Consider the following 22,812-nt stretch of genomic DNA (forward strand, 5'->3'; position numbering starts at 1 on the left):
CCACCTCCCGGTGAGGTCGGACGGCCCGGCTGAGGGAGTCACCAATGGGGGCTGCCCACCAGGTAGGCGATGCCCGCGAGGACGGCCAGGACCAGCGCAGGGATCGCCAGCCCTTTCGCGATCGAGGTCAGCGTGTGCGTAATGCTCGCCGCCTGCCTCGTGTACTGCTCCTGCCGTGCCCCCAGATCGTGCCGGGCTGCCATGCCGACGAACAGCGTCACCACACCGGTGATCAGGCACACGATGAGAGGCGTGAGCGCTCCCTGCTCGCGGATATCGTCCTCGACGTTGCCGTACAGCCCCGCCTCGCCCCGTTCCATGAGGGCCGCCACCGCCCTCTGCATGGCCAGTACGAGTGTGCCGATGGCTGCGACGGCCAGGGCGAGAGCCGCACCGGCCAGGGCGGGAGCGCGTCTGTCCGTTCGGTTGGCCTGTGGAGTGGTCCCGGGCGGTGTCTTGGGACGGGCCGGGATACGCCGGGGCTCGATGACCACCGTCTCCCGCTTGCCGTCCGTTCCATGTGGCGGCGTTGCGGAGTCCTTCGCGGCGCCCGCTTCAGGCTCGGTGGGACCGGGCCCGTGTGCCGAGGTCACCTCCGCCTCGACATGGATCACCGTCTCGTCGGCCACACCCTTCAGCACGATGTCACCCGACAGGCGCCCCTCGGCGGCCGTGTCGACGTGGACCTCCAGACCGGTGCCGGTGGGGTCGACCCGAAGCCACGACTGCTTGGGCTGGGCCACGCAGTGCCGGGCCAGCGGCGGGCCGTGCATGGTCACGGCCTGCTTGCGAGGAGCGGAACCCTTCTGCACCACGCCGAAGTCCAGGTGGTCCGGGGACGGTGCCAACCGGATCATGCCCAAGGCGTCGGACGCCATGACGGCGATCTGCTGGATGTCGTTGCCCGCGACCTCCTCCAGATGCTGGCGCGCCCCTTCCGCCAGGGGGAGCTTCGTGTGCTGCAGTCGTTTCTGCAACTCCAGCACGGCGCCTTGCCGGGTGAGGACGTCGTCGCTGTTCAGAGCAGTCTGAAGGGGCGGCGGCGAGGGAATGGCAACGATCTTGATGCGGCCGCGCCGGCTGTGTGCCAGGTGCAGCTCCCCATGCAGCTCCGCCGCCTTCTTCGGCGTCTGATGGGGGTTCTGCTCCCGCACCTGTCTGTAGACATACTCGTACAGGTCGTCGAGGGAGACCTTGCCGTCCGCGTCGAGGTCGGCCTCGCCGGTCTCCAGGCCCTCGACCACCGCGTGGGTGAACACCGAAGGCCGCGGACCGGAGGAGTCGTCGGCGAGTTCGTCACCCTCGAAGGCGTACTCCATGGAGTCGGACGCGGTGATGACGGCCCAGCCCCGCCCGCTGACCGGCTCGTCCTTCGCGAAGGACTCGAGGACGTTGACGTCTCCCGATGCGCGCACCGAGGACGAGCCGCGGGAGAAGGCCCCGCCGTAGCAGCAGTCGAGGAACAGGACGGTGCGGCCCGCCCGCGTGACGGACATGCAGCTGCGGACGAACTGGGAAGGGACCGCAGTGGCGGCCAGCAGCGGGGGCTCGGTGTCGCTCGCGGCGAAGTACAGCTCGCCGGACTCGCTCTTGAGGCCGTGGCAGGAGAAGTGCAGCAGGAGCGTGTCGGCGCGACGGCGGTCGTTGAAGAAGCGCTGGATCCGCCTGCGCATGTGGTCGGCCGACGCGTTGTGCACGACCTCCACCTCGAAGGCGCCGATCTGCGGGTCGTGCAGCACCTTCTCGAGGGCCGCGGCGTCCTGGGCCGGCGCCTTGAGCTTCTTGAGCCCCTGGTCGGTGTACCGGTCGTTGGCGATGATCAGCGCGTGTCTGGCATCCGTCATGGCTCGGCTCCGGCCGGGGAGTGGCGCTGGACGAAGATCTTGAACGCCTCCGCGACCTGGTCGTCGGTCGCCTCGGACACCTCCAGTACGTCGTCGCCCATTCGCAGGTGCAAGGAGGGGTGTGTGTCATGACGACGGCCCATCCACGACCGGATGACGGTCATCACCTGGTTCAGGGCGGTTGCCGAGCTGCCCAGAGTCACCAGCAGGGCACCGATCTGAGTGACGTCCACGGCCCGGGCTCCGGCAGGGACCTCCTCGCCGGGGAGCGCTGAGACATCGTCCACGTCGAGATCGAGCAGTTCCTCACGCAGGTAGCCGGTCAGTTCAGCTACGCGTTCTGCTTCCGCGTCCTCTTCCGTGAGGAGGATGTGCAGTTCGTTCTCCACCGTGTCAGCCCCTTTGTTCGTGCTCTTCGGGGCGGCGCAGAGGTCGACGGAATCGGTGGGCTCTACGTCATCATCTACAGTTTCCGCTGCTCAGGGCCGGGCGGCAAGTCGCCCCCAGGGGAATGAGTTTCACGGTTCAACCATACGGTTCCGCCTTCACCTTGGAATGGCTCACCGTCGGCCGGGTTGGTCCGGTGACGCGGCGCGCCGAAGAGGGGGCGATGCCACGCAACGGACCGATAAACCGCATCCAACTGATTGTCACTGCTTCGAGGTAAGCATCTCGTCTCCCTGGTGGATGCGGCCTACCCAGCGGCTAACTTTCTGCAGGTGGAGGGATCCCCGTGATCCTTCCCGCTCGTTGCCCACTCCTCCCTGTCTCCCGGTCGGCGTACCCGTGTGCGCCGGACGCCCCGTCGTGCAAGGAGAGACGCCCTCCCGATGACCGTCGACAGCATCCCGCACACCCAGACCGCAACCGACGCGGCACAGCAGTCCCTGAGTACCGCCGCCGCCCGCAACCTCGCCAGCACCACCAAGTCCGCTCCGCAGATGCAGGAGATCACCTCCCGCTGGCTGCTGCGGATGCTGCCCTGGGTCGAGGCCGAGGGAGGCGCCTACCGGGTCAACCGGCGGCTGCGCCATACCCTCGGCGACGGGCGAATCGAGTTCGTCCAGGAGGGCGCGACGGTCCGGGTGATCCCCCGGGAACTCGGTGAACTGGCCCTGCTGCGCGGATTCGAGGACGCCGACGTCCTCACCGCTCTCGCCGGCCGCTGCACGCAGCGCGACTTCGCGGCGGGCGACGTCCTCGTCGAGCGTGGCAGTCCCGCAGACCGGATCCACCTGATCGCCCACGGCCGGGTCAGCCAGACCTCCGCGGGCAAGTACGGCGGAGAGATCGCCATCGCGGTCCTCGCGGACGGCGACCACTTCGGTGAGAACGCCCTGCTGGACTCCGACGCCCGCCACGACAGCACGGTCACCGCCGAGACCTCCGGCACCCTCCTCACCCTCTCCCGCGCCGACTTCGCCGCCGTCCAGGCCTCGGCGCCCGCCCTCCAGGCTCACATCGAGGCGTTCGGTTCCCGCTCACGGCTGCGGCAGAACAAGCACGGCGAGGCCGAGATCTCCCTGTCGGCCGGCCACGTCGGCGAGGCCGAGCTGCCAGGCACCTTCGTCGACTACGAAGAGCGGCCGCGCGAGTACGAACTCTCCGTCGCACAGACCGTCCTGAGGATCCACACCCGGGTCGCCGACCTCTACAACGGCCCGATGAACCAGAGCGAGGAGCAGCTCCGGCTCACCGTCGAGGCCTTGCGGGAGCGTCAGGAACACGAACTCATCAACAACCGCGAGTTCGGGCTGCTGCACAACGCCGACTTCAAGCAGCGCATCCAGCCCCGTTCCGGCCCGCCCACACCGGACGACATGGACGACCTGCTCTGCCGCAGGCGTGGCACCAAACTGTTCCTCGCCCACCCCAGGACCATCGCCGCCATCGGACGGGGCTTCAACGCCTGCGGTCTCTATCCCGACCACGTCGACCTCGGCGGCCAGTCCGTGCCCGCCTGGCGCGGGGTCCCCATCCTCCCGTGCAACAAGATCCCGATCAGCAAGGAGCAGACCAGCTCCATCATCGCGATGCGCACCGGCGAGGAGAACCAGGGCGTCATCGGCCTGCGGCAGACCGGACTGCCGGACGAGTACGAACCGGGACTCTCGGTGCGGTTCATGGGCATCAACGAACAGGCGATCAACTCGTACCTGGTCAGCACCTACTACTCCGCCGCGGTGCTCCTCCCCGACGCCCTCGGCGTGATGGAGAACGTGCAGATCGCCCCCCGGCCGCGCTGAACCCTGATCCGCGGCAGGTCCACCCCTGACACCCTGCATGACGGAGCGCCCATCCCACCGCATGACGGAGCGCCCACCCCACCGCAGCAAGGAGCCGCCGATGCCCGACTCCGGGACCCTCGGATCACCCCCGCCGGAACAGCGGCCGACGCCGCCCACAGCAGTGCCGGACGCCCCCGCGCCGGTGGCCCCGGGTCTTGCGGTCTCGCCGACCGCCCGGCACTTTCTCGCCGCACTGCATCCGCCGGTCACGCTCCCCGACCGGTCACCGACCCCGACGGCCGCCCCCGTACGGGACACGCCTGCCGAGGCCGAGGCCGAGGCCGATGTCGATGTCGGCTCCGCGATCCGGCGGATCCTGCGCCGACCCACCGGACCGGGCACGACTTCGCTCTCCTCGGCCGAGAGGTACCAACCCCCGCTCCCGGATCCGGAACCCCCGGTCCCCGCCCCGCCCGCCGAGGGGCGAGCCGTCCCGGGCCTCTACTACCACCCCGTCCCGGAACCCGACCCCGTCCGCGTCGAGGAGGTGAGCCGCCGGATCAAGCGCTGGGCCGAGGACGAGGTCCAGCTCTACCCCGAGGAATGGGAGGGGCAGTTCGACGGATTCTCCGTCGGCCGCTACATGGTCGCCTGCCATCCCGACGCCCCGACGGTCGATCACCTGATGCTCGCCACACGGCTGATGGTCGCGGAGAACGCGGTGGACGACTGCTACTGCGAGGACCACGGCGGATCACCCGTCGGTCTGGGCGGGCGCCTCCTCCTCGCGCACACGGCCATCGACCACTTCCACACGACCGCGGAATACGCGCCGGCGTGGCAGGAGTCGCTCGGCTCGGACGCCCCGCGCCGGGCGTACCGCAGCGCGATGGACTACTTCGTCCGCGCGGCCACGCCCTCCCAGTCCGACCGCTACCGGCACGACATGGCCCGGCTGCACATGGGCTACCTCGCCGACACCTCCTGGGCCCAGACCGGTCACGTCCCGGAGGTGTGGGAGTACCTGGCGATGCGCCAGTTCAACAACTTCCGCCCCTGCCCCACGATCACCGACACCGTCGGCGGCTACGAACTGCCCGCGGATCTGCACGCCCGGCCGGACATGCAACGGGTCATCGCCCTCGCCGGCAACGCGACCACCATCGTCAACGACCTCTACTCGTACACCAAGGAACTCGACAGCCCAGGCCGCCACCTGAACCTGCCGGTGGTGATCGCGGAACGCGAGCAACTCTCCGAGCGCGACGCCTATCTCAAGGCCGTCGAGGTCCACAACGAACTCCAGCCGTAGCGGCGGTGGGCCATGACCATGGAGCCGCCGCGCCTCCACTCCCGCGTGTGCAACATGCTCGACACGCCCTTCGAGAAGGGCAGCATCGCCGCCTCCTGGAACAACGAGTCGAGCATGTACGTCGACCTCGACGACCTGTTCGCCGAGCACTCCCGCTTCCTGCGGGTGGGCGGCCGGTACGTGACGATCACCGGCTGCTGGAACCCCCGCTACGGCCAGCCGTCGAAGTGGGTCTCCCAGATCAACGCCCACTTCGAGTGCAACATCCACTCCCGCCGTGAGTACCTGCGCGCCATGGCCGACAACCGGCTCGTGCCGCAGACCATCGTCGACCTCACCCCGGACACCCTGCCCTACTGGGAGTTGCGGGCCACGTCCTCCCTGGTCACCGGCATCGAGAAGGCGTTCATCGAGTCCTATCGGGACGGCTCCTTCCAGTACGTCCTGATCGCGGCCGACCGCGTGTGACCCGGCCTCGCGGAGCCGGGGCCGTCACCGTGGGCCCCGGCTCCGCGAGTTGGATGCCGAACGCCCTCCACCCCCACCGCGAGGATGAGGATTCGGACGGTGCCGTTCGGTCGATGAGGCCCGTGCGAGAATGTCGCCCGTGACCGGATCGTCTACGTCGCCCGTCGTCGAGAGCACGCCCCATCACGGTCTGGGCCCCCGTGCCGCCGCGATACTGGTGTTCGGATCCTCGGCGGCGGTTCTGGTGGTCGAGATCGTCGCCCTGCGACTGCTGGCTCCCTACCTCGGCCTGACCCTCGAGACCAGCACCATGGTGATCGGCATCGCGCTCACGGCCATCGCCTTCGGCTCCTGGCTGGGCGGGCACATCGCCGACCAGGTCGATCCGCGTCGCCTCATCGGCCCTTCGCTGGGGGTGTCCGGCGCGGTGGTGGCGCTCACCCCTGCCGTGCTGCGGAGCACTGCGGAGTGGGCACCGGCGGTGCTCCTGGTCATCGCGGCGCTGACCATCCTGGTGCCGGGTGCGCTGCTCTCCGCGGTGACGCCGTTCGTGACGAAGTTGCGCCTCACCAGCCTGGCGGAGACCGGTACGGTGGTCGGCCGGCTGTCGGGCATCGGAACGGTAGGCGCCATCGTCGGCACCGTGCTCACCGGCTTCGTCCTCGTATCGAGGTTGCCGGTCAGCGGCATACTGCTCGGCCTCGGAGCACTGCTGGTGGTCGGCTCGGCGTGGGCCGAGTGGCGAACGCGCGGGTGGACCGGCGCCCCTGCCCTGGCACTCGTCGTCGCGGCCGGCGGCCTCGCCGCCACGGTCGCGCCCGGCGGCTGCGACGTGGAGACCAAGTACCACTGCGCACGGGTCGTCGCGGACCCCGGCGGGGGCGACGGTCGCACGCTCCTTCTGGACGGCCTGCGGCACTCCTACGTCGACATCGACGACCCGACCCATCTGAAGTTCGAGTACGTGCGCGCCGTCGCGTCTGTGGTCGACGCCGGCTTCCCGCAGGATGAGCCACTTGTCGCCCACCACCTGGGCGGTGGCGGACTCACCCTTCCCCGCTACCTCGCCGCTACGCGGCCCGGAACACGAAGCCTCGTCTCCGAGATCGACGGCGGGGTCGTGCGCGTCAACCACGACCGGCTCGGTCTGCCGTCACAAGCCGGTATCGACGTACGCGTGGAGGACGGCAGGCTCGGCCTGCGGCGACTCGACACCGACAGTCGTGATCTCGTCGTCGGGGACGCCTTCGGTGGCGTCAGCGTGCCGTGGCACCTCACCACCGTGGAAGCGATGACCGATGTCCGGCGGGTGCTCAACGACGACGGCCTGTATGTGGCCAACCTCATCGATCACGGTGGCATGGACTTCGCGCGCGCCGAAGTGGCCACGCTCGGCGAGACCTTCGCGCACGTCGCGCTTCTCGGCGAACCCGCGGACATCGGTCTGGGCCCGGCCGCCGCATCCGAGGGCGGAAATCTGGTGGTGCTCGCCTCCGACCGGCCGGTCGACCTCCAGGCGGTCCAACGAGCGCTCGACGCCCGGCACACCGGCTGGAAGATCGCCACCGGCGAGGAGCTCAGCTCCTGGACCGGCGCTGCCCGGCTCCTCACCGACGATCACGCCCCCGTGGACCAGCTCCTGCAGCCCTACAGTCCGCAGAGCGGCCAGTAGGGGCGGGCGAGACCGGAACCCCGGCGTCTTCACCGGGTTCAGCGGCCCATCCGAGCAGCCCCGGGCGCGCGCGACGCTCTCAGCTGCCCGTGCCGAGGGTTTCGCCGACCAGCCCGCGCGCGGCGTTCAGCGCCTCGGCCCGGTCCGCCGGGACCAGTCCGATGCGCGTGCGACGGTCGAGCAGGTCGGCTTCGTCCAGGGCGCCCTCGTGCCGCAGCGCCCACAGCAGTTCGGCGCCGGTGACGGCATGGCCGGGCACGACAGGGTCGCCCAGCCGCGGATCCTGCTCAGCCAGGGCGTGTACCGCCGGCGCCTCGGTGCCGTAGCGCCGGACGAGGCGGCGGGGCGCGCGCAGCGCGGCGAGCATCCGGGGGGCCGCGGCGCCCACCAGCGGGAGCGTGGCGGTGGGGGAGGGGCCGGCGGCCAGGCCGCGTGCGCCGACCACGGCGTTCACGGCGTCCTCGGCCATCCGGCGATAGGTGGTGAGCTTGCCACCGACCACACTGACCACGCCGTCCGGTGAGGTCAGTACCGCGTGCCGGCGGGAGATGTCGGCCGTGCGCGAGGCGGCGCCCGGCTGTTCGGCGGGTGTGGTGTCCAACAGGGGGCGCAACCCGGCGAACGCGCCGACGACGTCGCTGCGACGGACGGGGACGTCGAGTACGGAGCCGAGGACATCGAGCAGGAAGCCGATGTCCGTCTCCGGCACCTCGGGGACGTCCGGGACGGGCCCGTCCAGCGGTTCGTCGGTGAGTCCGACGTAGACCCGGCCGTCGTCCTGGGGCAGAACGAGGACGAAGCGGTTGGTCTCGCCGGGGACGGGGATGTGCAGACCGGCGGGGAGCGGTCCGATGTCCTGCGAGCGCAGGACGAGATGGGTGCCGCGTGAGGGCCGGACCCTGATGCCCTCCACGAGGTCACCGGCCCACACACCGGATGCGTTGATCACCGCACGGGCTCGTATCTCGCCCTCCGCGCCGGTGAGTTCGTCGCGTATGCGAGCCCCGGACGCGGAGAGTTCCAGGGCCCGGACACGGGTCAGGACGCGGGCGCCCCGTGCGGCGGCGGTACGGGCGAGGGCGGTCACCAGGCGGGCGTCGTCGGTGAGCCTTCCGTCCCAGGACAGCAGGCCGCCGCGCAGCTCCGCCGGGCGCAACGCCGGGGCCAGGTGCCGGGTCTCGACCGGAGAGAGCCGGCGCGGGGCGGGCAGTGTGGCGCGAGCCGTGCGGGCCGACAGCCGCAGCGCGTCGCCGGCCCGGAAACCGGCCCAGGCGAGAGCGGCCTGGCCGCGTGAGACGAGTCCGGTCAGGGGCAGCACGAACGGCTGGGCGCGTACCAGGTGGGGCGCCGTCCGCTCCATCAGGACGCCGCGTTCGACCGCGCTCTCGTGGGCGACGTCGAACTGCGCCGAGGCCAGGTAGCGCAACCCGCCGTGGATGAGCTTGGAGCTCCAGCGTGACGTGCCGAACGCGAGGTCGTGGGCGTCGACGGCGACGACGTCGAGACCGCGGGCGGCGGCGTCGAGGGCCGCTCCGGCGCCGGTCGCACCGAGGCCGACGACCAGCACGTCCACCACGCGGCCGTCGGCCGCCTCGGTCAGGTCGCGGCTGCGCCGCGCGGCGGACAGGGAGGCCCCGGCGGCGGGGATGCCGGTCAGGCTCATGGGGTGAGGGTCCTCTCCAGAACGGTGCGCAGTTCGGCGAGGAAGGCCCCGCTCGTGAGCTCGGGGTCGTCCTCGTCGGTCATGGTGCGCAGGGACAGGGCGAAGGACTGCAGTACCAGCAGCACGGTCCGGGCCTGGCGTTCGGCGGGTGCCACACGCACCGAGCCGTCCGCGTGTCCCTCCCGCAGCGCCCCGGCGAGCAGCTCCAGCAGGGCCTCCTGGCTCGCGCCGCGGCGGTCCAGCACGTAGGGCAGCAGCAGTTCGGGGTCCACGTCGACGATCTTCTGGAAGAGCGGGTGGGCGCGGAAGGCCTCCACGCCCGCCACCAGGCCGTCGATCAGCGGCGGGCGCGTGCCCACCTCGGGCCGGCGCTCGGGCATGGCTCCGGTCGCGACGGCGATCCACTCGCGCGTCATGAGATCACCGACCAGGGAACGGACGTCGGGCCAGCGGCGGTAGAGCGTCATCCGCGAGACGCCGGCGCGGCGGGCCACGTCGGTCATGGTCGTGCGGCGGACACCGACGGCGAGGACGCAGTCCCGGACGGCGTCGAGCACCACGTCGTTGTCGGAGGACTTGTGCTGGGCCAAGCTGTTGTGACGATTAGGCGTCATGTGTAACAGTGTAACGCCCGAGGCCGCTCCAGCGGCAACCCCCGACGACCGGTGAGGACAACAGGCATGGACATGCTGTGGAACGGCTGGGGCGACCCGGCCAGGGCGACGCCGCTGCCCGACACCGTCACCGGGCTGCTGCGCGACTGGCTCGGCGTCAAGCCGCAGCCCACGGCGTCCGCCCGGCTGGACGAGATCACGCTCTCCACGCCCGACCTGGAGAGCGCCGCGCTCCAAGCGCTGCACGCCGCACTCGGCGATCGCGCGGAGAGCCTCCGCACGGACACGGAGAGCCGCATCCGGCACACCCGCGGCAAGTCCACCCCGGACCTGCTGCGCATCCGCGCCGCCGACACCACCGACGCCCCGGCGGCGGTCGCTCTCCCCCTGAGCCACGACGAAGTGCTCGCCGTGCTCCGCGTCTGTGCCCAACACCGCCTCCCGCTCGTCCCGTTCGGCGGCGGAACCTCCGTCGTCGGCGGACTCGCCCCCTCCGGCAGGGCACCCTTCGTCGCCCTGGACCTGCGGCACATGAACCGCATGCTCGACCTCGACCCCGTCTCCCGGACCGCCACCCTCCAGCCCGGCCTGCGCGCACCAGAGGCCGAGGCGCTCCTGGCCGAACACGGCTTCACCCTCGGCCACTTCCCCCAGTCCTACGAGTGGGCCACCATCGGCGGCTTCGCCGCGACCCGTTCCAGCGGGCAGGCCTCCGCGGGCTACGGACGCTTCGACGAGATGGTCCTGGGCCTCACCCTCGCCACACCCGAGGGCACCCTCGACACCGGCCGGGCACCCCGTTCGGCAGCCGGACCCGATCTGCGGCAGCTGATGCTCGGCTCGGAGGGCGCCTTCGGCGTCATCACCTCCGTGACCGTCCGCATCCGCCCGGTCCCGCGGACGCGCCGCTACGAAGGGTGGCGCTTCGCCTCCTTCGACAAGGGCACCGCCGCGCTGCGCCGGCTCGCCCAGGACGGCCCCCGCCCCACCGTCCTCAGGCTGTCCGACGAGACCGAGACCCTGATCGGTCTCGCCCAGCCCGAGGCCGTCGGCTCCGCCGTCGAGCAGCACAGCGCCGGATGCCTCGCCGTCGTCGGCTTCGAGGGCACCGAGCAGGACACCGCGCGACGTCGGGCGGCCGCGGCGGCCGTACTCACCGACTGCGGCGGCGAGTACGCGGGGGACGAGCCGGGGGAGCGCTGGGCACACGGCCGCTATGCGGCACCGTACCTGCGGGACGCACTCCTCGAAGCGGGTGCGTTCGCCGAGACGCTGGAGACCGCCGCCTACTGGTCGCGACTGCCCGCCCTGTACGCGGCCGTCCGCGACGCGCTCACCGCCACGCTCACCGAGAACGGCACCCCGCCGCTGGTCATGTGTCACATCTCGCACGTCTACGAGAACGGCGCCTCGCTGTACTTCACGATCGTCTCCGCCCAGGGCCCCGACCCGGTCGAGCACTGGACGCGCGCCAAGCACGCCGCGAACGAGGCGATCCTCGCCGCGGGCGGCACGATCACCCACCACCACGCGGTCGGCACCGACCACCGCGACTGGTACGTGCGGGAGGCCGGAGACCTCGGTGTCGCGGCGCTGCGGGCCGTCAAACGACGGCTGGACCCGGACGGCCTGCTGAACCCGGGCGTGCTGCTTCCGGCCGACTGACCACACCCCGCTCTCAGCCCGAGCCCGCACCACCCCTGACCAGACGTCAGCCCGGCACCACCCGTCAGCCCGGAGGCACATCGATGCGACAGTTCACCGCCGTCGTCAACCCCACCGCGGGCGGAGCCACCAGCGCCGCGGCGCTGCACAAGGTGGCCCGTCTGCTCCGGGAGGCGGGCGCCGAGCTGGAGACCGAGTACAGCCGCAGCCTCGCCCACGCCCGCGAACTCGCCCGGCACGCCGGGGAACGCGGCCGGGTGGTGCTCGCCGTCGGCGGCGACGGGATCACCGGAAGCATCGGCGGAGCCCTCAGCGGCACCGGCGCCCTGTTCGGCATGGTCCCGGCCGGCCGCGGCAACGACTTCGCCCGGGCCCTGGGCCTGCCCGGCGACCCCGACGGCGTGGCCCGGGTGCTGCTCCGAGGCACGCCGCGCGCCGTGGACACCATCGAGGTCACGTCGTCCGTCCACGCCGCCACCGTCGTGCTCGGCAGCGTCTACGCAGGCGTGGACGCACTGGCCAACCTCCACGCCAACCGCTCCCGGATGCTGCGCGGTTCGGCCTCCTACTACGCCGGTGCCCTGCGCGCGATCAGCACCTGGCGCCCCGTCCGCTACCGGATCACCGTCGACGGCCGGGACCACGCGTACAGCGGCTACACCGTGGTGGCCGCGAACTCCAGCTACTACGGCTCCGCGCGCCGCATCGCTCCCGAGGCCCGTCTCGACGACGGTCTGCTCGACGTCGTGATGATCCGCGACGCACCGCGCCGGCTGTTCTTCACCCTGATGAAGGAACTCGACACCGGCGCCCACATCCAGCGCCCCCAGGTGCAGGTGGTGCGCGGCCGGGAGATACGCATCGAGGCCGACAGAGACGTTCCCTACGGCGCGGACGGCGAGATCGAGGCCGTCCTCCCGGTGACGGTCAGGGTGCTGCCCGGCGCCCTGCGAGTCCTGTGCTGAGACGCCGTTGAGGCGGGCTGATTCCCCACGTGCAGCGGTGGCGGTCCAAATCGATCCGCAGGATCGGTACGGCACTGATCGCCGAACCCGCCGAATAGGTCGTCCCTTGCGTTCTGGGGCTGCACCTGAGAGGCGCAGCGTTCTGGCTCTGCACCGGAGGGCCGCACCGGGTCGCGCAAGAGAGGGGTGAAGGTCACAGAGGCATATCGGGCGATTTGCGACTTCGATCTTCACGGAAGACTCACAAGTTGGCTAAGTTGGTTACAGCATGCACGACTTCCACCAATAGGCAGGTGGCTCCGTGCGCTCTCGGACTGAAGGGGTGCCCTTTCCATGGCGCTGGATCGAACCTCGCGCCTCGGAGTGACCGACTTCCCGGGCAAGGCCAACTCCCTTGCCGCGGAGGCCCTCACTGCCGAGGCCCGGCTCTCGCAGTTGGCTGGTGCCCGTGTTGGCGCATGACGGCGAGGGGCCGAGCCCTGATGAGGTCCGGCGGCGGATCGACAGCCTCTACGACCGGGCCGAGAGCGACACCGGCACCTTCAACGCCACCCGCGCGGCCGCGATCCCGCGTCAGCGAGGCACGGTCGCTCGCGGCCGGTCCGAGAAGAACACGGAGCCGGCGGTCGGAGGCCTTGCCCGGCAGTGGTTCGACGTCGCCCGCGCCAAGCTGGGCCCGTCCGTGCCGGCGTGGCAGTCGGACCGGAACCCGCCGGCCCGGCCCGACCGCGCACCCCAGGCAGCGCGGCCCGTGCGCCCGGCGGAACGTCCCGCGGAACTCCGCGCTCTCGAAGCGCCCCCGGCGCCCACCGGTGTCGCGTTGGAGCTGACCGGCGGATCAGCTCAGGCAGCGATCACCGAGATCCTCCCGGATCTCTCCGGCCGGCGTGCCGCACCGGCTGCGGCAGATGAATCCCGGCGGGGCGACAGTGCCTCGCCGGCCGATGCGCAGCCGGGGCTCGGCGGCGACGCGGCGGCGTGGCCGCTGTACGAGCCCGCATCAGCGCCCGCACCGGAGTCCGGCCCACCGTCCCTCGCGGCGCTGCCCGCCGTCCAGGACCCTGACGCGGGCGCTTACCGGGTGGGTCCTCCAACTGACGGGCCGCAGGCGTACGGTGCCGGTCCGGCGACCGGCGCGACCGCACCGTACGCCACGCCTCTGTCAGCGGATCTCGCCATGTACCACGCTCCCGGTCCATCCGCCGAAGCGACCACCACGACCCGTGGCGCCGGTCTGCCCGACATCCCTGCGTCTGCCCTGGCGGCTCATGCTCCAGCGGTGCCCATGGAACCGGCCACCGCATCCGCTCCCGCCGAGCCGGCGGTGACCACCTCCCCGACCGCCCCGGATGCCCTCAGCGCACGCGAAACTCCCGCCACCGCCTACACACCCGGTGCCTACGGTGGAGCCTGGCCGACGCCGCTCGCCGGCCCCGGCAGTCAGGCCCAACGGGTGATCGATTTCGCCCGCGCGCAGATCGGTCTGCCGTGCGTCTGGGGCGCGGTCGGGCCGGGATCGTACGACGCCGCCGGTCTCACCCAGGCCGCGTGGAGGACAGTCGGTGTCACGCTTCCCCGGACCATCCAGGGCCAGTGGAGAGCGGGAGTGCAGGTCCCGCTCGCTGATGTCCAGGTCGGGGACCTGGTCTTCTTCCACGACGACCTCGGCCATGTCGGCATCTGGAGCGGCGACGGCATGATGATCCACGCTTCCGGGCCGGGAGCGCTCATCCGTGAGGAGTCGGTGTTCTTCGCCGGCCAGTCGGCGATCAAGGGCGCGATCCGCCCGGCTTGACGCCCTCACCGGCCGGTTGCTCACCGGCCGTTGCTCGGCGGCCGGTTGCTCAGCGCAAGGCGGAGAGCAGGCGAACGAGCGCGGGCACGAGGCGAGGCGGCCGGTGACGCCGACCGGCCTCACACCATGATCGCGGCGGCTGGGGGCTCACCTGGTCAGATGAGTGACCACCGAGCGCATCGCCCGGTGCAGGGCGGGGATCGTCTCCTCCGGCGCGTCGAGGGTTTCGAACCCGTGGTGGCCGTTGGGGACTTCGACCAGTTCGAGTCGCGCAGCGCTGTCGTGCGCCGCGCTCACGAACGCATCGACGGTCGCGGCGATCTCGGGAGCCTCGCGCCCGGCGCGGAGAAGGACGATGGGCAGGGGGCCGGCTTGTTCGACCGCCTTGGCGGGGTGGAAGCGGCTGCCGGCCATGCCCCAGGCGGGAAGGGGCGCCAGGACGGGGTAGGACGCGGCCAGGCAGCGCAGCCAGGCGGGGGGCCGTGTCAGCCAGTCCGTGGTGAGGAGGCCGCCGCCGGAGAAGAACCACAGGGCGATCCGGTCGGCGTCCACTCGGGCGTCGGACCGCACCAGTTCCACCCCGGCGGCGACGTCCGCGGCGGCGCGGGCATAGTCCGCGACGTCGTGGAGGCGGTGGTCGAGCGTCGCGCCGACCATTCCCCGGGCGGCGGCCAAGCGGGCGTAGGCCACCAGCGTCGGCCACTCGCGCGGGCGCGGCCGTGCTCCCGCGGGCACGGGTCCGCCGTGCACGAAGACCACGGCCGGTCGCGGACCCTCGCCGTCGGGGACGTACAGATCGACATGACCTCGGCGGTCGCGGGGCAGCTCGGGGACGTCCAGTGGGAACGGGCGCAGGTGGGCAGGCGCCGGTGCCTCGTCGCCGGCCGGCCGCAGGCGGTGTCCCTCACCGGCCGCGGCCCGCAGCAGGACGTCGGCCAGCGCGTCCGGGCAGGACAGCATCGGCCAGTGCCCGGTGGGAAGTTCGAAGAAGGTGACCTGAGGTTCGGCCAGGGCGGCCAGTGCGGGGTCGCCGAAGTCGACGAGCCTCTGCACCTGGTCGATACCGGCGCCGTTCCGAGCGCACAGCACGCCGGTGACGGGAACCGCGGCCACCGCTCCGGTCAGCCGCAGCGGCTCGAGCAGAGTGCCCAGCGGCTGTGGCGCTGCCAGTGCCGTCAACCGCTCAAGGGCCGCCTCGCCCACGTCGGCGGTGCTGCCCCAGCGCTCCCACTCGTCATGCCGCGGTGGCGCCAGCACGCCCTCGCGCTCACCGGCCTCGGCGCGTTCGGCCAGCTGTGCGCGCAGCGCCTGGTCCGGCACGGCGGCCAGCGCCGGAAGACCGTTCTGCGGCATCCCGCAGTCCAGGTACACGACGCGCGCTATGCGCTCCGCCCGCCGGTCAGCGGCGCCGAGCACCGGGTGGATCCCGTAGTCGTGACCGACGAGCACGATCTCCCGCCCGGACGTCACATCCACCGCGTCGATCGCCGCGAGCACGTCCTGGATGTGCGTCTCCAGACCGACGTGCGCCGGCCTGGCGGGCCGGTCCGGGTCGGTGCCCGTCAGCGGGACGGCGTGCGCCGTGCTGCCCGACGCGCTCAGCCGCGCGGCCGTCTCCTCCCAGACGTGGGTCCCGGTGAACACACCCGCGACCATGATGAACACGTGCACAAAGTCCTCCCCGGACTCTTCGGAATCGTAGGACCCATAGGACCCGTAGGGCTCGTAGGACCCGTCGGGCTCTTCGGGTTCGCCTCAAGGCGCCGCGGCCGTCGCGTACGCCGTCGTCAGCGGGCCACCGTGTCTGCCTCGCCAGCGCACCGGTACCGTAGGAACTCCCCTTGAGGGAGGTTCAACTGTCGACGTCGAACGAGCTGTTGTGGAGCATCGGCGAACTCGCCGAGCGCGCCGGTGCCACGGTGAAGACCGTCCGCTTCTACTCCGACCGGGGTCTGCTCCCGGAAGCGGCCCGCAGCAGTGGCGGGCACCGCCGCTACGGCCCCCAGGCACTGGAACGACTGCAGCTGATCCGCTCCCTGCGCACCCTCGACCTGCCCCTGCCGGAGATACGCCGCATCCTCGAGGACGAAGAGGCAGCCGGCCATGTGATGGAGAACGCCCTCGACAGCCGCCTGCGCGGACTCGGCAATGAGCTGAAGACCCTGCGTTGGCGGGAAGCGGCACTCCAGCTGGTGCGAGACTGTCCGCCCGCTCAGCGCGCCGGCCGGCTGAGGCTGCTCAGCGCGCTGAGCACCCCGCCGAGCACCGCACCACTGGCCAGATTCTGGCGCGCCTGGCTGCCGCCACGGATGCCGCGCCCGGCAACGGCGGCATTCCTGGAGGTGGCCGTCCCCCAGCCGCCCGACGAACCGCACCCGTCCCAGGTGCTCGCCTTCGCCCGGCTGCACGCGATGACGACGGCGCCCTGCCCGGACGGTCGGCAGCCCCAACCTGAGGTGCACCGAGCAGCAGGGGCCGATGGTGCCGTCCTGCTGTACGCGGGCCTCGCCGAAGCATTCGAACTCGCGGCTCCACACCTGCGCCGGGCACACGACCCCCGTCCGGGTGAGGCCCTGGACGCCTACGTCGCTGCATACGCGAGCGCTTATCGCAGCCGCGACACCCCTGAGTTCCGCCGCTTGCTGGCCGCCCGGCTGTCGGCCGAGGCGCGCCTGAACCAGTACTGGGAACTCGCCGCCGTCGTCGTGACTCCGCCTGGCAGCCGCCCCCGGCCGACCCCGGGCTCCGCTGACGACTGGCTGCGTGAGGCACTGCAGCTGCACAACGCCAGAGCCGGTTGAGTTGCGGAGGGCCCGCAGTCGGTGAAGTGCACGGGTGCGCGTACCAGGGGCCGGGCACCAGCGGGCCACGTACCTGGAGGAGTTGACCACGGCCGGCACGGTCGCCTCGCGCTACACCGATCCGTCCCCGGCACCGATTCGTCTTCTAACGGGCATTCTCAGCAGAGGCGTTCCCTGTGACGATTGCTGCGTAGCCGCCCGCCTCTCGCAGAGCCTGTGGGGATCCGAGGAAGACCTTGCGGGATGCGCAGAGCACGATGGCGCTGTCGCAGCAGGCGTGCACGTCCTCCATGAGGTGGGTGGCGAGCACCACGGTCGTGGTGGCGCTCAGCTGCCGGAGCAGGGCGTGGAGGCGGTCCCGCTCGGCCGGGTCGAGGCCCGCGGTGGGTTCGTCCAGCAGGAGCAGTCGAGGCTTGTTCACCAGGGCTTGGGCGATCCCGACCCGGCGTCGCATTCCGCCGGAGAGGGTGCGGTACTTGGCGTCCATTTGTGAGGTCAAGCCGACATCGTCCACGGCGCGTTCCACCGCGTCGGTGGCACCGCGGTGGGGCATGTCCTTCAGCCAGGCGGCATAGCTGACGCACTCCCGTACCGTGAAGCCCCGGAACATGCCGAACGTCTGGGGCAGGTAGCCGAGTCGGCGTCGGATCTCCAGGCGTTCGGCGGGACGCCGGGGATCGCGCCCCAGCAGCTTCAGCTCGCCCTCCACCGCTGCTGCGGCCGTGGCCAGGACGCGCAACAGGGAGCTCTTACCGGCTCCGTTGGGGCCGAGCAGGGCATGGACACCGTGTCTCAGATCCAGATCGAGGCTGTCCACAGCGGTGGTGCGCCGGTGCCGAACGGTCAATCGGGTGGCGCTGATCACCGGGACCTCAGATCGTTGAAGGAGTGCCGCCGAACGACGAGAAGGGCACCCAGCACGCCGGACGCGACTCCCCACACGAACTGGGAGCCGCCGTCCAACAGGTTCTTGAGTACATGGAGCAGCACGGCCCTGTAGGAGCTGATCCTGCCGTCCTGGCGCAGGGAGAGGCGGGCGATGGCGGCGATCACCAGCAGCCACGTACCGCTGGTCACGACCGCACCGAGCGTGCAGCCGATATAGGAACCCAGGATCAGCGTGACGAGCGTCAGCGCCAGGCTGGGCACCAGCCAGGCGGCAGCCCATGGCGACACGCCGACGCCCGCCGTCGCGGCGATGAGGAGCAGGGGAAGGCAGAGGGCGAGTACGACACCTGTGCGCAGCATCAGCAGACGCAGTCCGCCGGCCGGAGTGCTGCGGATCACCGGTGCGAAGGGATCGGCTCTGCCTCCGTAACTGGCCGCCACCCAGACGAGAGGCAGAAGCGGTGCGAGCAGCAGCAGGAAGGCGAGGGAGTCCTCCTCCCCGGCCGCCGCGGCGAGCCAGGCGGCTGCCGTGCAGGTCCCGGTGACGGCGAGCAGCCACGGCCAGCGCAGTCCGGGTACGGCTCGCAGCCACGGTGGGGGCTGGGGGAGGGGCATCATCTCGGTCGTTCTCCGTCGGGGTCAGGGAGGCGGGGCGGGCGGCCGCCGTGTTGTACGGCTGCCAGATACCGGCCGATCCATGTCGCGCGCTGGGGCGCGGCAAGACGGGCCAGCCGGTCGGCGGCGGACGGCGCGTGGGCCGTTGCGCCGGGCGAGGGCGTTTCCCGTGTGAGCCATCGGTACAGAGCACGGGCCTCTGCGGGCGCGGTCTCAAGCACGGCAGAGAATGCGGTGAAGCAAGAGGCGAGGTTGTGCAGCCCGATCTCCTCTCGGGCCGAGACGCCGACCGTCCACGCGGAGTCGGTTTCGTCGCCGTCCCGGCACGTGTGCCGACTGTCCTCGGTCAGGAGGTAGTGGGTGGGGCCTGCGCCCTCCATCCGTCGGGACAGCTGTACGGCGACCTGTTCCAGTTGCCGTCGTCGTGGCTCGTAGGCGGACGAGACACAGACAGCCGGATCGTGTCCCGTGCAGCGCAGTTCTCTCGTGTTGAGCACGGAACCCGAGCCATGGGCCTGCGGCGTGAGGGCCAGGAGCGGGAGGGCCGCGCTCAGCATGACGATCAGGGCACCCGATGACTTCCACCGGCGGGCGCACAACAGGACGGCGCTCGCCGCCACAGCGGCGAGCAGCGCGGCCTTGCACCAGGGCAGCCAGAGGACCGGACCGGGTGGCGCCCCCAGCTCGGCACCTCCCGGGACCGGGTCCCCGCGGTACGTGAATCGCAGGTCGGTGAGAGGACCCAACAGCGGTTCGCACCACGGGGAGAGGGACAGCCACACGGCGACTGCCGCGAGGGGCACGGACACTCCTCGCAGCGGTACCGTCCACCCCACCAGATAGGCCATACAGGAGAAGGCCGTGAGCATCACCGCGTCGAGCGCCATCATGTCGAGTGGCGCACGGCCCACCGGGTCCTGCGGATACGGCGACGCCACCATGACGGCCATGGCCAGCGCATAGCCGGCCAACGGCCACACGATTGCCGAGGCCAGACCCATCAGCTGGTAGGTCACCGCGCCTCGGGCCGATGTCGTCGCGGCCCAACCGGCGCCGTTGCGTGCCTCCGACCCGCCCTGCCACCCGGCCAGCAGCACCGCGAAGCCCACTCCGACGGTTCGCGCCGCCAGTCCGCACACCTCACCGATGTAGACCCAGCCGGTGTCCCTCCACATGCCCCGGGCGTACAGCCCGTCCCAGACCACGGCCACGAGCACGCCGGCCATCACAAGCGAGGCCAGAGGGCCGGCCTGCCGCCGCAGGTTCGCCCGGAGCACGATGACGAACGGTGTCCGCCGCCTCAGGAACATGCCTGTAGGAAGGCGTGCGCAGGCTTACGGTTCCTGATGCCCCCGGGTGTGAAGGCGCGCCGGGGAGCGCGTGGGGCGCACATGAAGTGTCGACCGGCCCAGGAACGGTGGCGATCCCTAGAGGCGCAGGACCGCACCCCGGCTGTTCGGAGTGGGGTCGAGCGGCCACGTGCGCCACACTCACCCTCGGCGGTGGCGCCTGGTTCGCGGCTCTGCTGCAGCGCTGCTGAGGCACGATCCACACTTTTCGGAGCTGGGCGGTCCGAGGATGTCGAGAACGTGCCATCGGCTCCGTCCCAGGGACATCAGCGGCCACCACCGGCCGCACGAGGAAGAAGGAGACAGCAGCATGGCGATTCAGCGGATGGACAACGTCGGCATCGTCGTCGAGGACATGGATGCCGCGATTGCGTTCTTCGTGGAGCTCGGTATGGAGCTGGAGGGCAGGGCGCAGGTCGAGGGCCGCGTCGCCGACCAGTGCACCGGACTCGACGGCGTCCGTTGTGACATCGCGATGGTCCGGACTCCGGACGGTCGCAGCCGGCTTGAGCTGGCGAAGTACCGCAGCCCCGCGGTGATCAGCGCCGGGCCGCGCAACCGGCCGCACAACATTCTGGGCACGCACCGCGTCATGTTCACCGTCGACGATCTTGAGGACACGGTTGTCCGCCTGCGGCCCCACGGCGCCGAACTCGTCGGCGAGATCGCCCGGTTCGAGGACAGCCATCTGCTCTGCTACGTCCGTGGCCCGGAGGGCATCATCGTCGGACTGGCCCAGGAACTACGCCACACCGGGTGACCAAGGGCGCTCGCGTCAACACGAAAGACGGCATGGAAGGCAGGCGCCATGAAGGAAGTCCGCAACCCACAGTGACACTTCAGCAACGACCGCACAGACGAATCGCGGTCTCTGATCGAGGTGATAGAGAAAACGTGATGTCCGACGACGTGATGTCCGAACTGGACTTCTACGCCCACGTCGCCACTCGCAAAGACGTGCTGGGCGTGGGCATCGGCGCGCAACCCGCCGAGTGGGAGGCCACGCTCGGTGACGACTGCCTCGACACAGAGGACGGGAGCCTTCTGCGCAGGGACTACGGGCTGGTGGAGCTGTCGTTCCAGGAGGAGGGCGGCGCCTGGCCCTGCTTCGGGCTGAGCGTGCAAGTGCACCGTCTGCGGCGGGACACCGAGTCGTCCGTACCGGCAGCCTTGCGCGGTGCGTACGGCGACTTCTCTCCCTCGACGCGCTTCGGGGACCTGGCCGCCGCGATCGCCGGGCTCGGCTGCTCGGTCGAACCAGAACCGGACGAGGACGGCACGGCCGGGGGCATCCGCCGCTACCGGGTGACCGAGTCCGGCGTGAGGGTCTTCGTCCGCGCAGACGAAAATGCCCGGGGACAGGCGGGTGTGATCTGGAGCCTCAGCGTGTCTCCCACGTGGTGGAGCGAGGCGGGCTGACCGGACCCTCGGGGTCGAGTGCTTCCGATGTGGCACCGGTTGGGGTGTTGACTGCCGTGGGTCGTCGTACGAGCAGGTGGCTCACCTCGTATGACATCTCAGTCGTTCCCGATTGAGGTGCGGGGTGATATCGACCGGCGCACACGGAGAGGTTGACGATGAGGTAGGCGTGCCAGGCCCGGCCCACGCCTCGTCCGTCGGTGAAGACCGGCGCCCCGTTGAGCCACCAGTCCACGGAGCGGGTGCCGAAGACGGTACGCAGGTCCACCCATGCGCCAGGACGGATCGCCGGGTCGTGGTGGTAGCGGTTGGTGCCGCGCACGTGGTTGGTGAATTCGAGGAGGTCGGGGTTGTCCGGGTGATACTCGAACACGTCGATTTCCTGGTCGCCGTCGCGCCAGGTCCACAATGCGGGCCAGGCGCCGATCTCTTCAGGCAGACGCACCCGGGCTTCCAGAACATCACCGGCACGGACGGTGAAGCCTTCCTGGCTTCCCTCGGTGGTGAGCAACCCGGTGTTCCACCGGCCGTCCTGTCGCCGTCTGGCGCGGAAGACGCCGGAGCGGCTGAATGCGGCGTCGGCCACCAGGTGGTCGAGCTTGTCATCGCGTGGGTTGACCGGGCCTCCACCGGGATAGGCCCAGGAACGGCCCGCGACCCATTGGGTGGTGGAGGTGAAGTCGGCGGTGAAGACGACCGGCGTGGATGGTGGGAGGCCGGGATCCGGAAGTGAGCCGGCCGGTGAGGGTTCGGTCATGGCGAATGGCTCACCGACTGGTCGCCGGATATGCGCCTAGCCCCCTCTCCAGTCCAGATTTTGATCCTTTCGGGTGAACGGCCGGGGGCAGGAACGCGGGTCGTTCATCTCGCGCGGGGCACTCCGCCCATTCCGGTGATGCCACAGAGATGAACCTGCCGCCACTCGCCCCGGGTCGGGACCGAGGTGTCGATGTCCGCCCGCGGCGCCATGAGCACCGCACGATCGAGCACGGCGAGTGAAGGGCTGCCCGTCTCGTCGCGCTCCCCGACACCTCGTGGTGCGTGCGGAGTTGAGGGTCCCGCGGGTTCACGGGTTCCGCGGGCTACGCCCGGTGCCTCTTCGCTCCGGGCACCGCACACGCCGCCGTCCCTCCGGGCAGGCGCCCGCGATGGTCGGCCACGAGACGGTAGACGCCGTGAGCCGCCCAGCGCACGGGTGGGAGGGCGAGGAGGGCTCCAACGACGGACCACAGGCCGCCGGCGCTCAGCAGTGTCTTCGCCACGGCCTGCACTCCGCCGTACACCCGCCCGTCGGGTGTCACCCACAGGGCCTCGTACCGGGCACGCTCCGCGGTGACGCCGAGCGATGCGAGGTCCGCGTGCTGCCATGCCACGGCCTCGCACCGTGACCGCACCAGACGCCGGACGACGCCCACCGACGTGGTGCAGAAGCCGCAGTCCCCGTCGAAGATCAGCACTGGTCGCCTTCGCACACCCCCATCGTGCCGCACCGGCGGGTCTCCGGTCGATCGAGA

18 protein-coding genes and 2 pseudogenes are annotated in these 22,812 nt (G+C 71.0%); 10 read left to right on the forward strand and 10 right to left on the reverse strand.

The annotated features are described in order from the left end of the window. Nucleotides 1-38 precede the first annotated feature (38 nt). Both ACFY9S_RS30830 and ACFY9S_RS30835 read right to left on the reverse strand, forming a co-directional pair. Nucleotides 39-1,844 (reverse strand): caspase family protein, encoded by a 1,806-nt coding sequence (locus tag ACFY9S_RS30830; RefSeq protein ID WP_391134715.1) that lies wholly within the window; start codon nt 1,842-1,844, stop codon nt 39-41. Then, the gene (locus ACFY9S_RS30835; protein WP_391134717.1) at nt 1,841-2,233 is read right to left on the reverse strand and encodes a hypothetical protein; all 393 of its coding nucleotides are present in this window, start codon (nt 2,231-2,233) and stop codon (nt 1,841-1,843) included. The genes ACFY9S_RS30830 and ACFY9S_RS30835 overlap by 4 nt, the downstream gene beginning before the upstream one ends. Before the next feature lie 441 nt (nt 2,234-2,674). Here ACFY9S_RS30835 and ACFY9S_RS30840 point away from each other — a divergent pair, with 441 nt between their 5' ends. From ACFY9S_RS30840 to ACFY9S_RS30855, 4 genes and pseudogenes are all read left to right on the forward strand, one after another. Next, nucleotides 2,675-4,090: a family 2B encapsulin nanocompartment shell protein gene (locus ACFY9S_RS30840; protein WP_391134719.1), complete on the forward strand. Its 1,416-nt coding sequence runs from the start codon at nt 2,675-2,677 to the stop codon at nt 4,088-4,090. Nucleotides 4,091-4,190: 100 nt separating this feature from the next. Beyond that, nucleotides 4,191-5,378 (forward strand): annotated as a pseudogene (locus ACFY9S_RS30845) (family 2 encapsulin nanocompartment cargo protein terpene cyclase); the annotation flags it as partial. Between the two features lie 39 nt (nt 5,379-5,417). Next, nucleotides 5,418-5,852, forward strand: a pseudogene (locus ACFY9S_RS30850) (SAM-dependent methyltransferase); the annotation flags it as partial. A 139-nt stretch (nt 5,853-5,991) separates the two neighbouring features. Continuing rightward, complete coding sequence (locus ACFY9S_RS30855; RefSeq protein ID WP_391134722.1) at nt 5,992-7,524, forward strand: fused MFS/spermidine synthase; 1,533 nt, start codon at nt 5,992-5,994, stop codon at nt 7,522-7,524. Between the two features lie 79 nt (nt 7,525-7,603). On the opposite strand, the gene ACFY9S_RS30860 is transcribed toward ACFY9S_RS30855, so the two are convergent. Then, nucleotides 7,604-9,187, reverse strand: coding sequence for an FAD-dependent oxidoreductase (locus ACFY9S_RS30860; RefSeq protein WP_391134725.1), 1,584 nt, complete (start codon nt 9,185-9,187; stop codon nt 7,604-7,606). Next, nucleotides 9,184-9,801, reverse strand: coding sequence for a TetR family transcriptional regulator (locus tag ACFY9S_RS30865; RefSeq protein ID WP_391134728.1), 618 nt, complete (start codon nt 9,799-9,801; stop codon nt 9,184-9,186). Before ACFY9S_RS30865 ends, ACFY9S_RS30860 begins: the two co-directional genes overlap by 4 nt. Nucleotides 9,802-9,867: 66 nt before the next feature. Here ACFY9S_RS30865 and ACFY9S_RS30870 point away from each other — a divergent pair, with 66 nt between their 5' ends. The 3 genes from ACFY9S_RS30870 to ACFY9S_RS30880 all read left to right on the forward strand — a co-directional run bounded on the left by ACFY9S_RS30870 (nt 9,868) and on the right by ACFY9S_RS30880 (nt 14,226). Next, nucleotides 9,868-11,466, forward strand: coding sequence for an FAD-linked oxidase C-terminal domain-containing protein (locus tag ACFY9S_RS30870; protein WP_391134731.1), 1,599 nt, complete (start codon nt 9,868-9,870; stop codon nt 11,464-11,466). A gap of 83 nt (nt 11,467-11,549) precedes the next feature. Continuing rightward, nucleotides 11,550-12,431 (forward strand): YegS/Rv2252/BmrU family lipid kinase, encoded by an 882-nt coding sequence (locus ACFY9S_RS30875; RefSeq protein ID WP_391134734.1) that lies wholly within the window; start codon nt 11,550-11,552, stop codon nt 12,429-12,431. 448 nt (nt 12,432-12,879) lie between these two features. Next, nucleotides 12,880-14,226: an NlpC/P60 family protein gene (locus ACFY9S_RS30880; protein WP_391134737.1), complete on the forward strand. Its 1,347-nt coding sequence runs from the start codon at nt 12,880-12,882 to the stop codon at nt 14,224-14,226. 147 nt (nt 14,227-14,373) lie between these two features. Here ACFY9S_RS30880 and ACFY9S_RS30885 read toward each other — a convergent pair whose 3' ends face one another. Then, nucleotides 14,374-15,897 (reverse strand): alpha/beta fold hydrolase, encoded by a 1,524-nt coding sequence (locus tag ACFY9S_RS30885; protein ID WP_391134739.1) that lies wholly within the window; start codon nt 15,895-15,897, stop codon nt 14,374-14,376. 170 nt (nt 15,898-16,067) lie between these two features. Between ACFY9S_RS30885 and ACFY9S_RS30890 the strand changes: the two genes are divergently transcribed. Continuing rightward, complete coding sequence (locus ACFY9S_RS30890; protein ID WP_391134742.1) at nt 16,068-17,027, forward strand: MerR family transcriptional regulator; 960 nt, start codon at nt 16,068-16,070, stop codon at nt 17,025-17,027. A gap of 145 nt (nt 17,028-17,172) precedes the next feature. Here the strand turns inward: ACFY9S_RS30890 and ACFY9S_RS30895 are convergent, their stop codons facing one another. From ACFY9S_RS30895 to ACFY9S_RS30905, 3 genes are read right to left on the reverse strand one after another with little or no spacing between them, the layout of a single operon-like run. Then, complete coding sequence (locus ACFY9S_RS30895; RefSeq protein WP_391134745.1) at nt 17,173-17,874, reverse strand: ATP-binding cassette domain-containing protein; 702 nt, start codon at nt 17,872-17,874, stop codon at nt 17,173-17,175. A gap of 14 nt (nt 17,875-17,888) precedes the next feature. Beyond that, the gene (locus ACFY9S_RS30900) at nt 17,889-18,533 is read right to left on the reverse strand and encodes a hypothetical protein (protein WP_391134748.1); all 645 of its coding nucleotides are present in this window, start codon (nt 18,531-18,533) and stop codon (nt 17,889-17,891) included. Further along, nucleotides 18,530-19,840, reverse strand: a complete 1,311-nt coding sequence (locus tag ACFY9S_RS30905) for a hypothetical protein (protein WP_391134751.1) — start codon at nt 19,838-19,840, stop codon at nt 18,530-18,532. The genes ACFY9S_RS30900 and ACFY9S_RS30905 overlap by 4 nt, the downstream gene beginning before the upstream one ends. 349 nt (nt 19,841-20,189) lie before the next feature. Here ACFY9S_RS30905 and ACFY9S_RS30910 point away from each other — a divergent pair, with 349 nt between their 5' ends. Both ACFY9S_RS30910 and ACFY9S_RS30915 read left to right on the forward strand, forming a co-directional pair. Beyond that, nucleotides 20,190-20,639, forward strand: a complete 450-nt coding sequence (locus ACFY9S_RS30910) for a VOC family protein (protein ID WP_391134754.1) — start codon at nt 20,190-20,192, stop codon at nt 20,637-20,639. Between the two features lie 137 nt (nt 20,640-20,776). Next, complete coding sequence (locus tag ACFY9S_RS30915) at nt 20,777-21,298, forward strand: hypothetical protein (protein WP_391134757.1); 522 nt, start codon at nt 20,777-20,779, stop codon at nt 21,296-21,298. On the opposite strand, the gene ACFY9S_RS30920 is transcribed toward ACFY9S_RS30915, so the two are convergent. Continuing rightward, on the reverse strand, nt 21,261-22,055 hold the full coding sequence (locus tag ACFY9S_RS30920; RefSeq protein WP_391134760.1) for a beta-glucanase: 795 nt from the start codon (nt 22,053-22,055) through the stop codon (nt 21,261-21,263). The two genes, ACFY9S_RS30915 and ACFY9S_RS30920, sit on opposite strands and share 38 nt — an antisense overlap. Nucleotides 22,056-22,380: 325 nt before the next feature. Beyond that, a complete protein-coding gene (locus ACFY9S_RS30925) occupies nt 22,381-22,770 on the reverse strand; it encodes a DCC1-like thiol-disulfide oxidoreductase family protein (RefSeq protein ID WP_391134762.1) in 390 nt (129 codons plus the stop codon). Nucleotides 22,771-22,812 lie beyond the last annotated feature (42 nt).

The organism is Streptomyces sp. NPDC012474 (assembly GCF_042955185.1).
Lineage (GTDB): Bacteria > Actinomycetota > Actinomycetes > Streptomycetales > Streptomycetaceae > Streptomyces > Streptomyces cahuitamycinicus.

What these genes read in the sequence shown, in the direction of transcription:
- ACFY9S_RS30830 (WP_391134715.1), bottom strand. Translation starts at nt 1,844, where the DNA reads ATGACGGATGCCAGACACGCGCTGATCATCGCCAACGACCGGTACACC.
- ACFY9S_RS30840 (WP_391134719.1), top strand. Translation starts at nt 2,675, where the DNA reads ATGACCGTCGACAGCATCCCGCACACCCAGACCGCAACCGACGCGGCA.
- ACFY9S_RS30860 (WP_391134725.1), bottom strand. Translation starts at nt 9,187, where the DNA reads ATGAGCCTGACCGGCATCCCCGCCGCCGGGGCCTCCCTGTCCGCCGCG.
- ACFY9S_RS30865 (WP_391134728.1), bottom strand. Translation starts at nt 9,801, where the DNA reads ATGACGCCTAATCGTCACAACAGCTTGGCCCAGCACAAGTCCTCCGAC.
- ACFY9S_RS30870 (WP_391134731.1), top strand. Translation starts at nt 9,868, where the DNA reads ATGGACATGCTGTGGAACGGCTGGGGCGACCCGGCCAGGGCGACGCCG.
- ACFY9S_RS30875 (WP_391134734.1), top strand. Translation starts at nt 11,550, where the DNA reads ATGCGACAGTTCACCGCCGTCGTCAACCCCACCGCGGGCGGAGCCACC.
- ACFY9S_RS30900 (WP_391134748.1), bottom strand. Translation starts at nt 18,533, where the DNA reads ATGATGCCCCTCCCCCAGCCCCCACCGTGGCTGCGAGCCGTACCCGGA.
- ACFY9S_RS30905 (WP_391134751.1), bottom strand. Translation starts at nt 19,840, where the DNA reads ATGTTCCTGAGGCGGCGGACACCGTTCGTCATCGTGCTCCGGGCGAAC.
- ACFY9S_RS30910 (WP_391134754.1), top strand. Translation starts at nt 20,190, where the DNA reads ATGGCGATTCAGCGGATGGACAACGTCGGCATCGTCGTCGAGGACATG.
- ACFY9S_RS30915 (WP_391134757.1), top strand. Translation starts at nt 20,777, where the DNA reads ATGTCCGACGACGTGATGTCCGAACTGGACTTCTACGCCCACGTCGCC.
- ACFY9S_RS30920 (WP_391134760.1), bottom strand. Translation starts at nt 22,055, where the DNA reads ATGACCGAACCCTCACCGGCCGGCTCACTTCCGGATCCCGGCCTCCCA.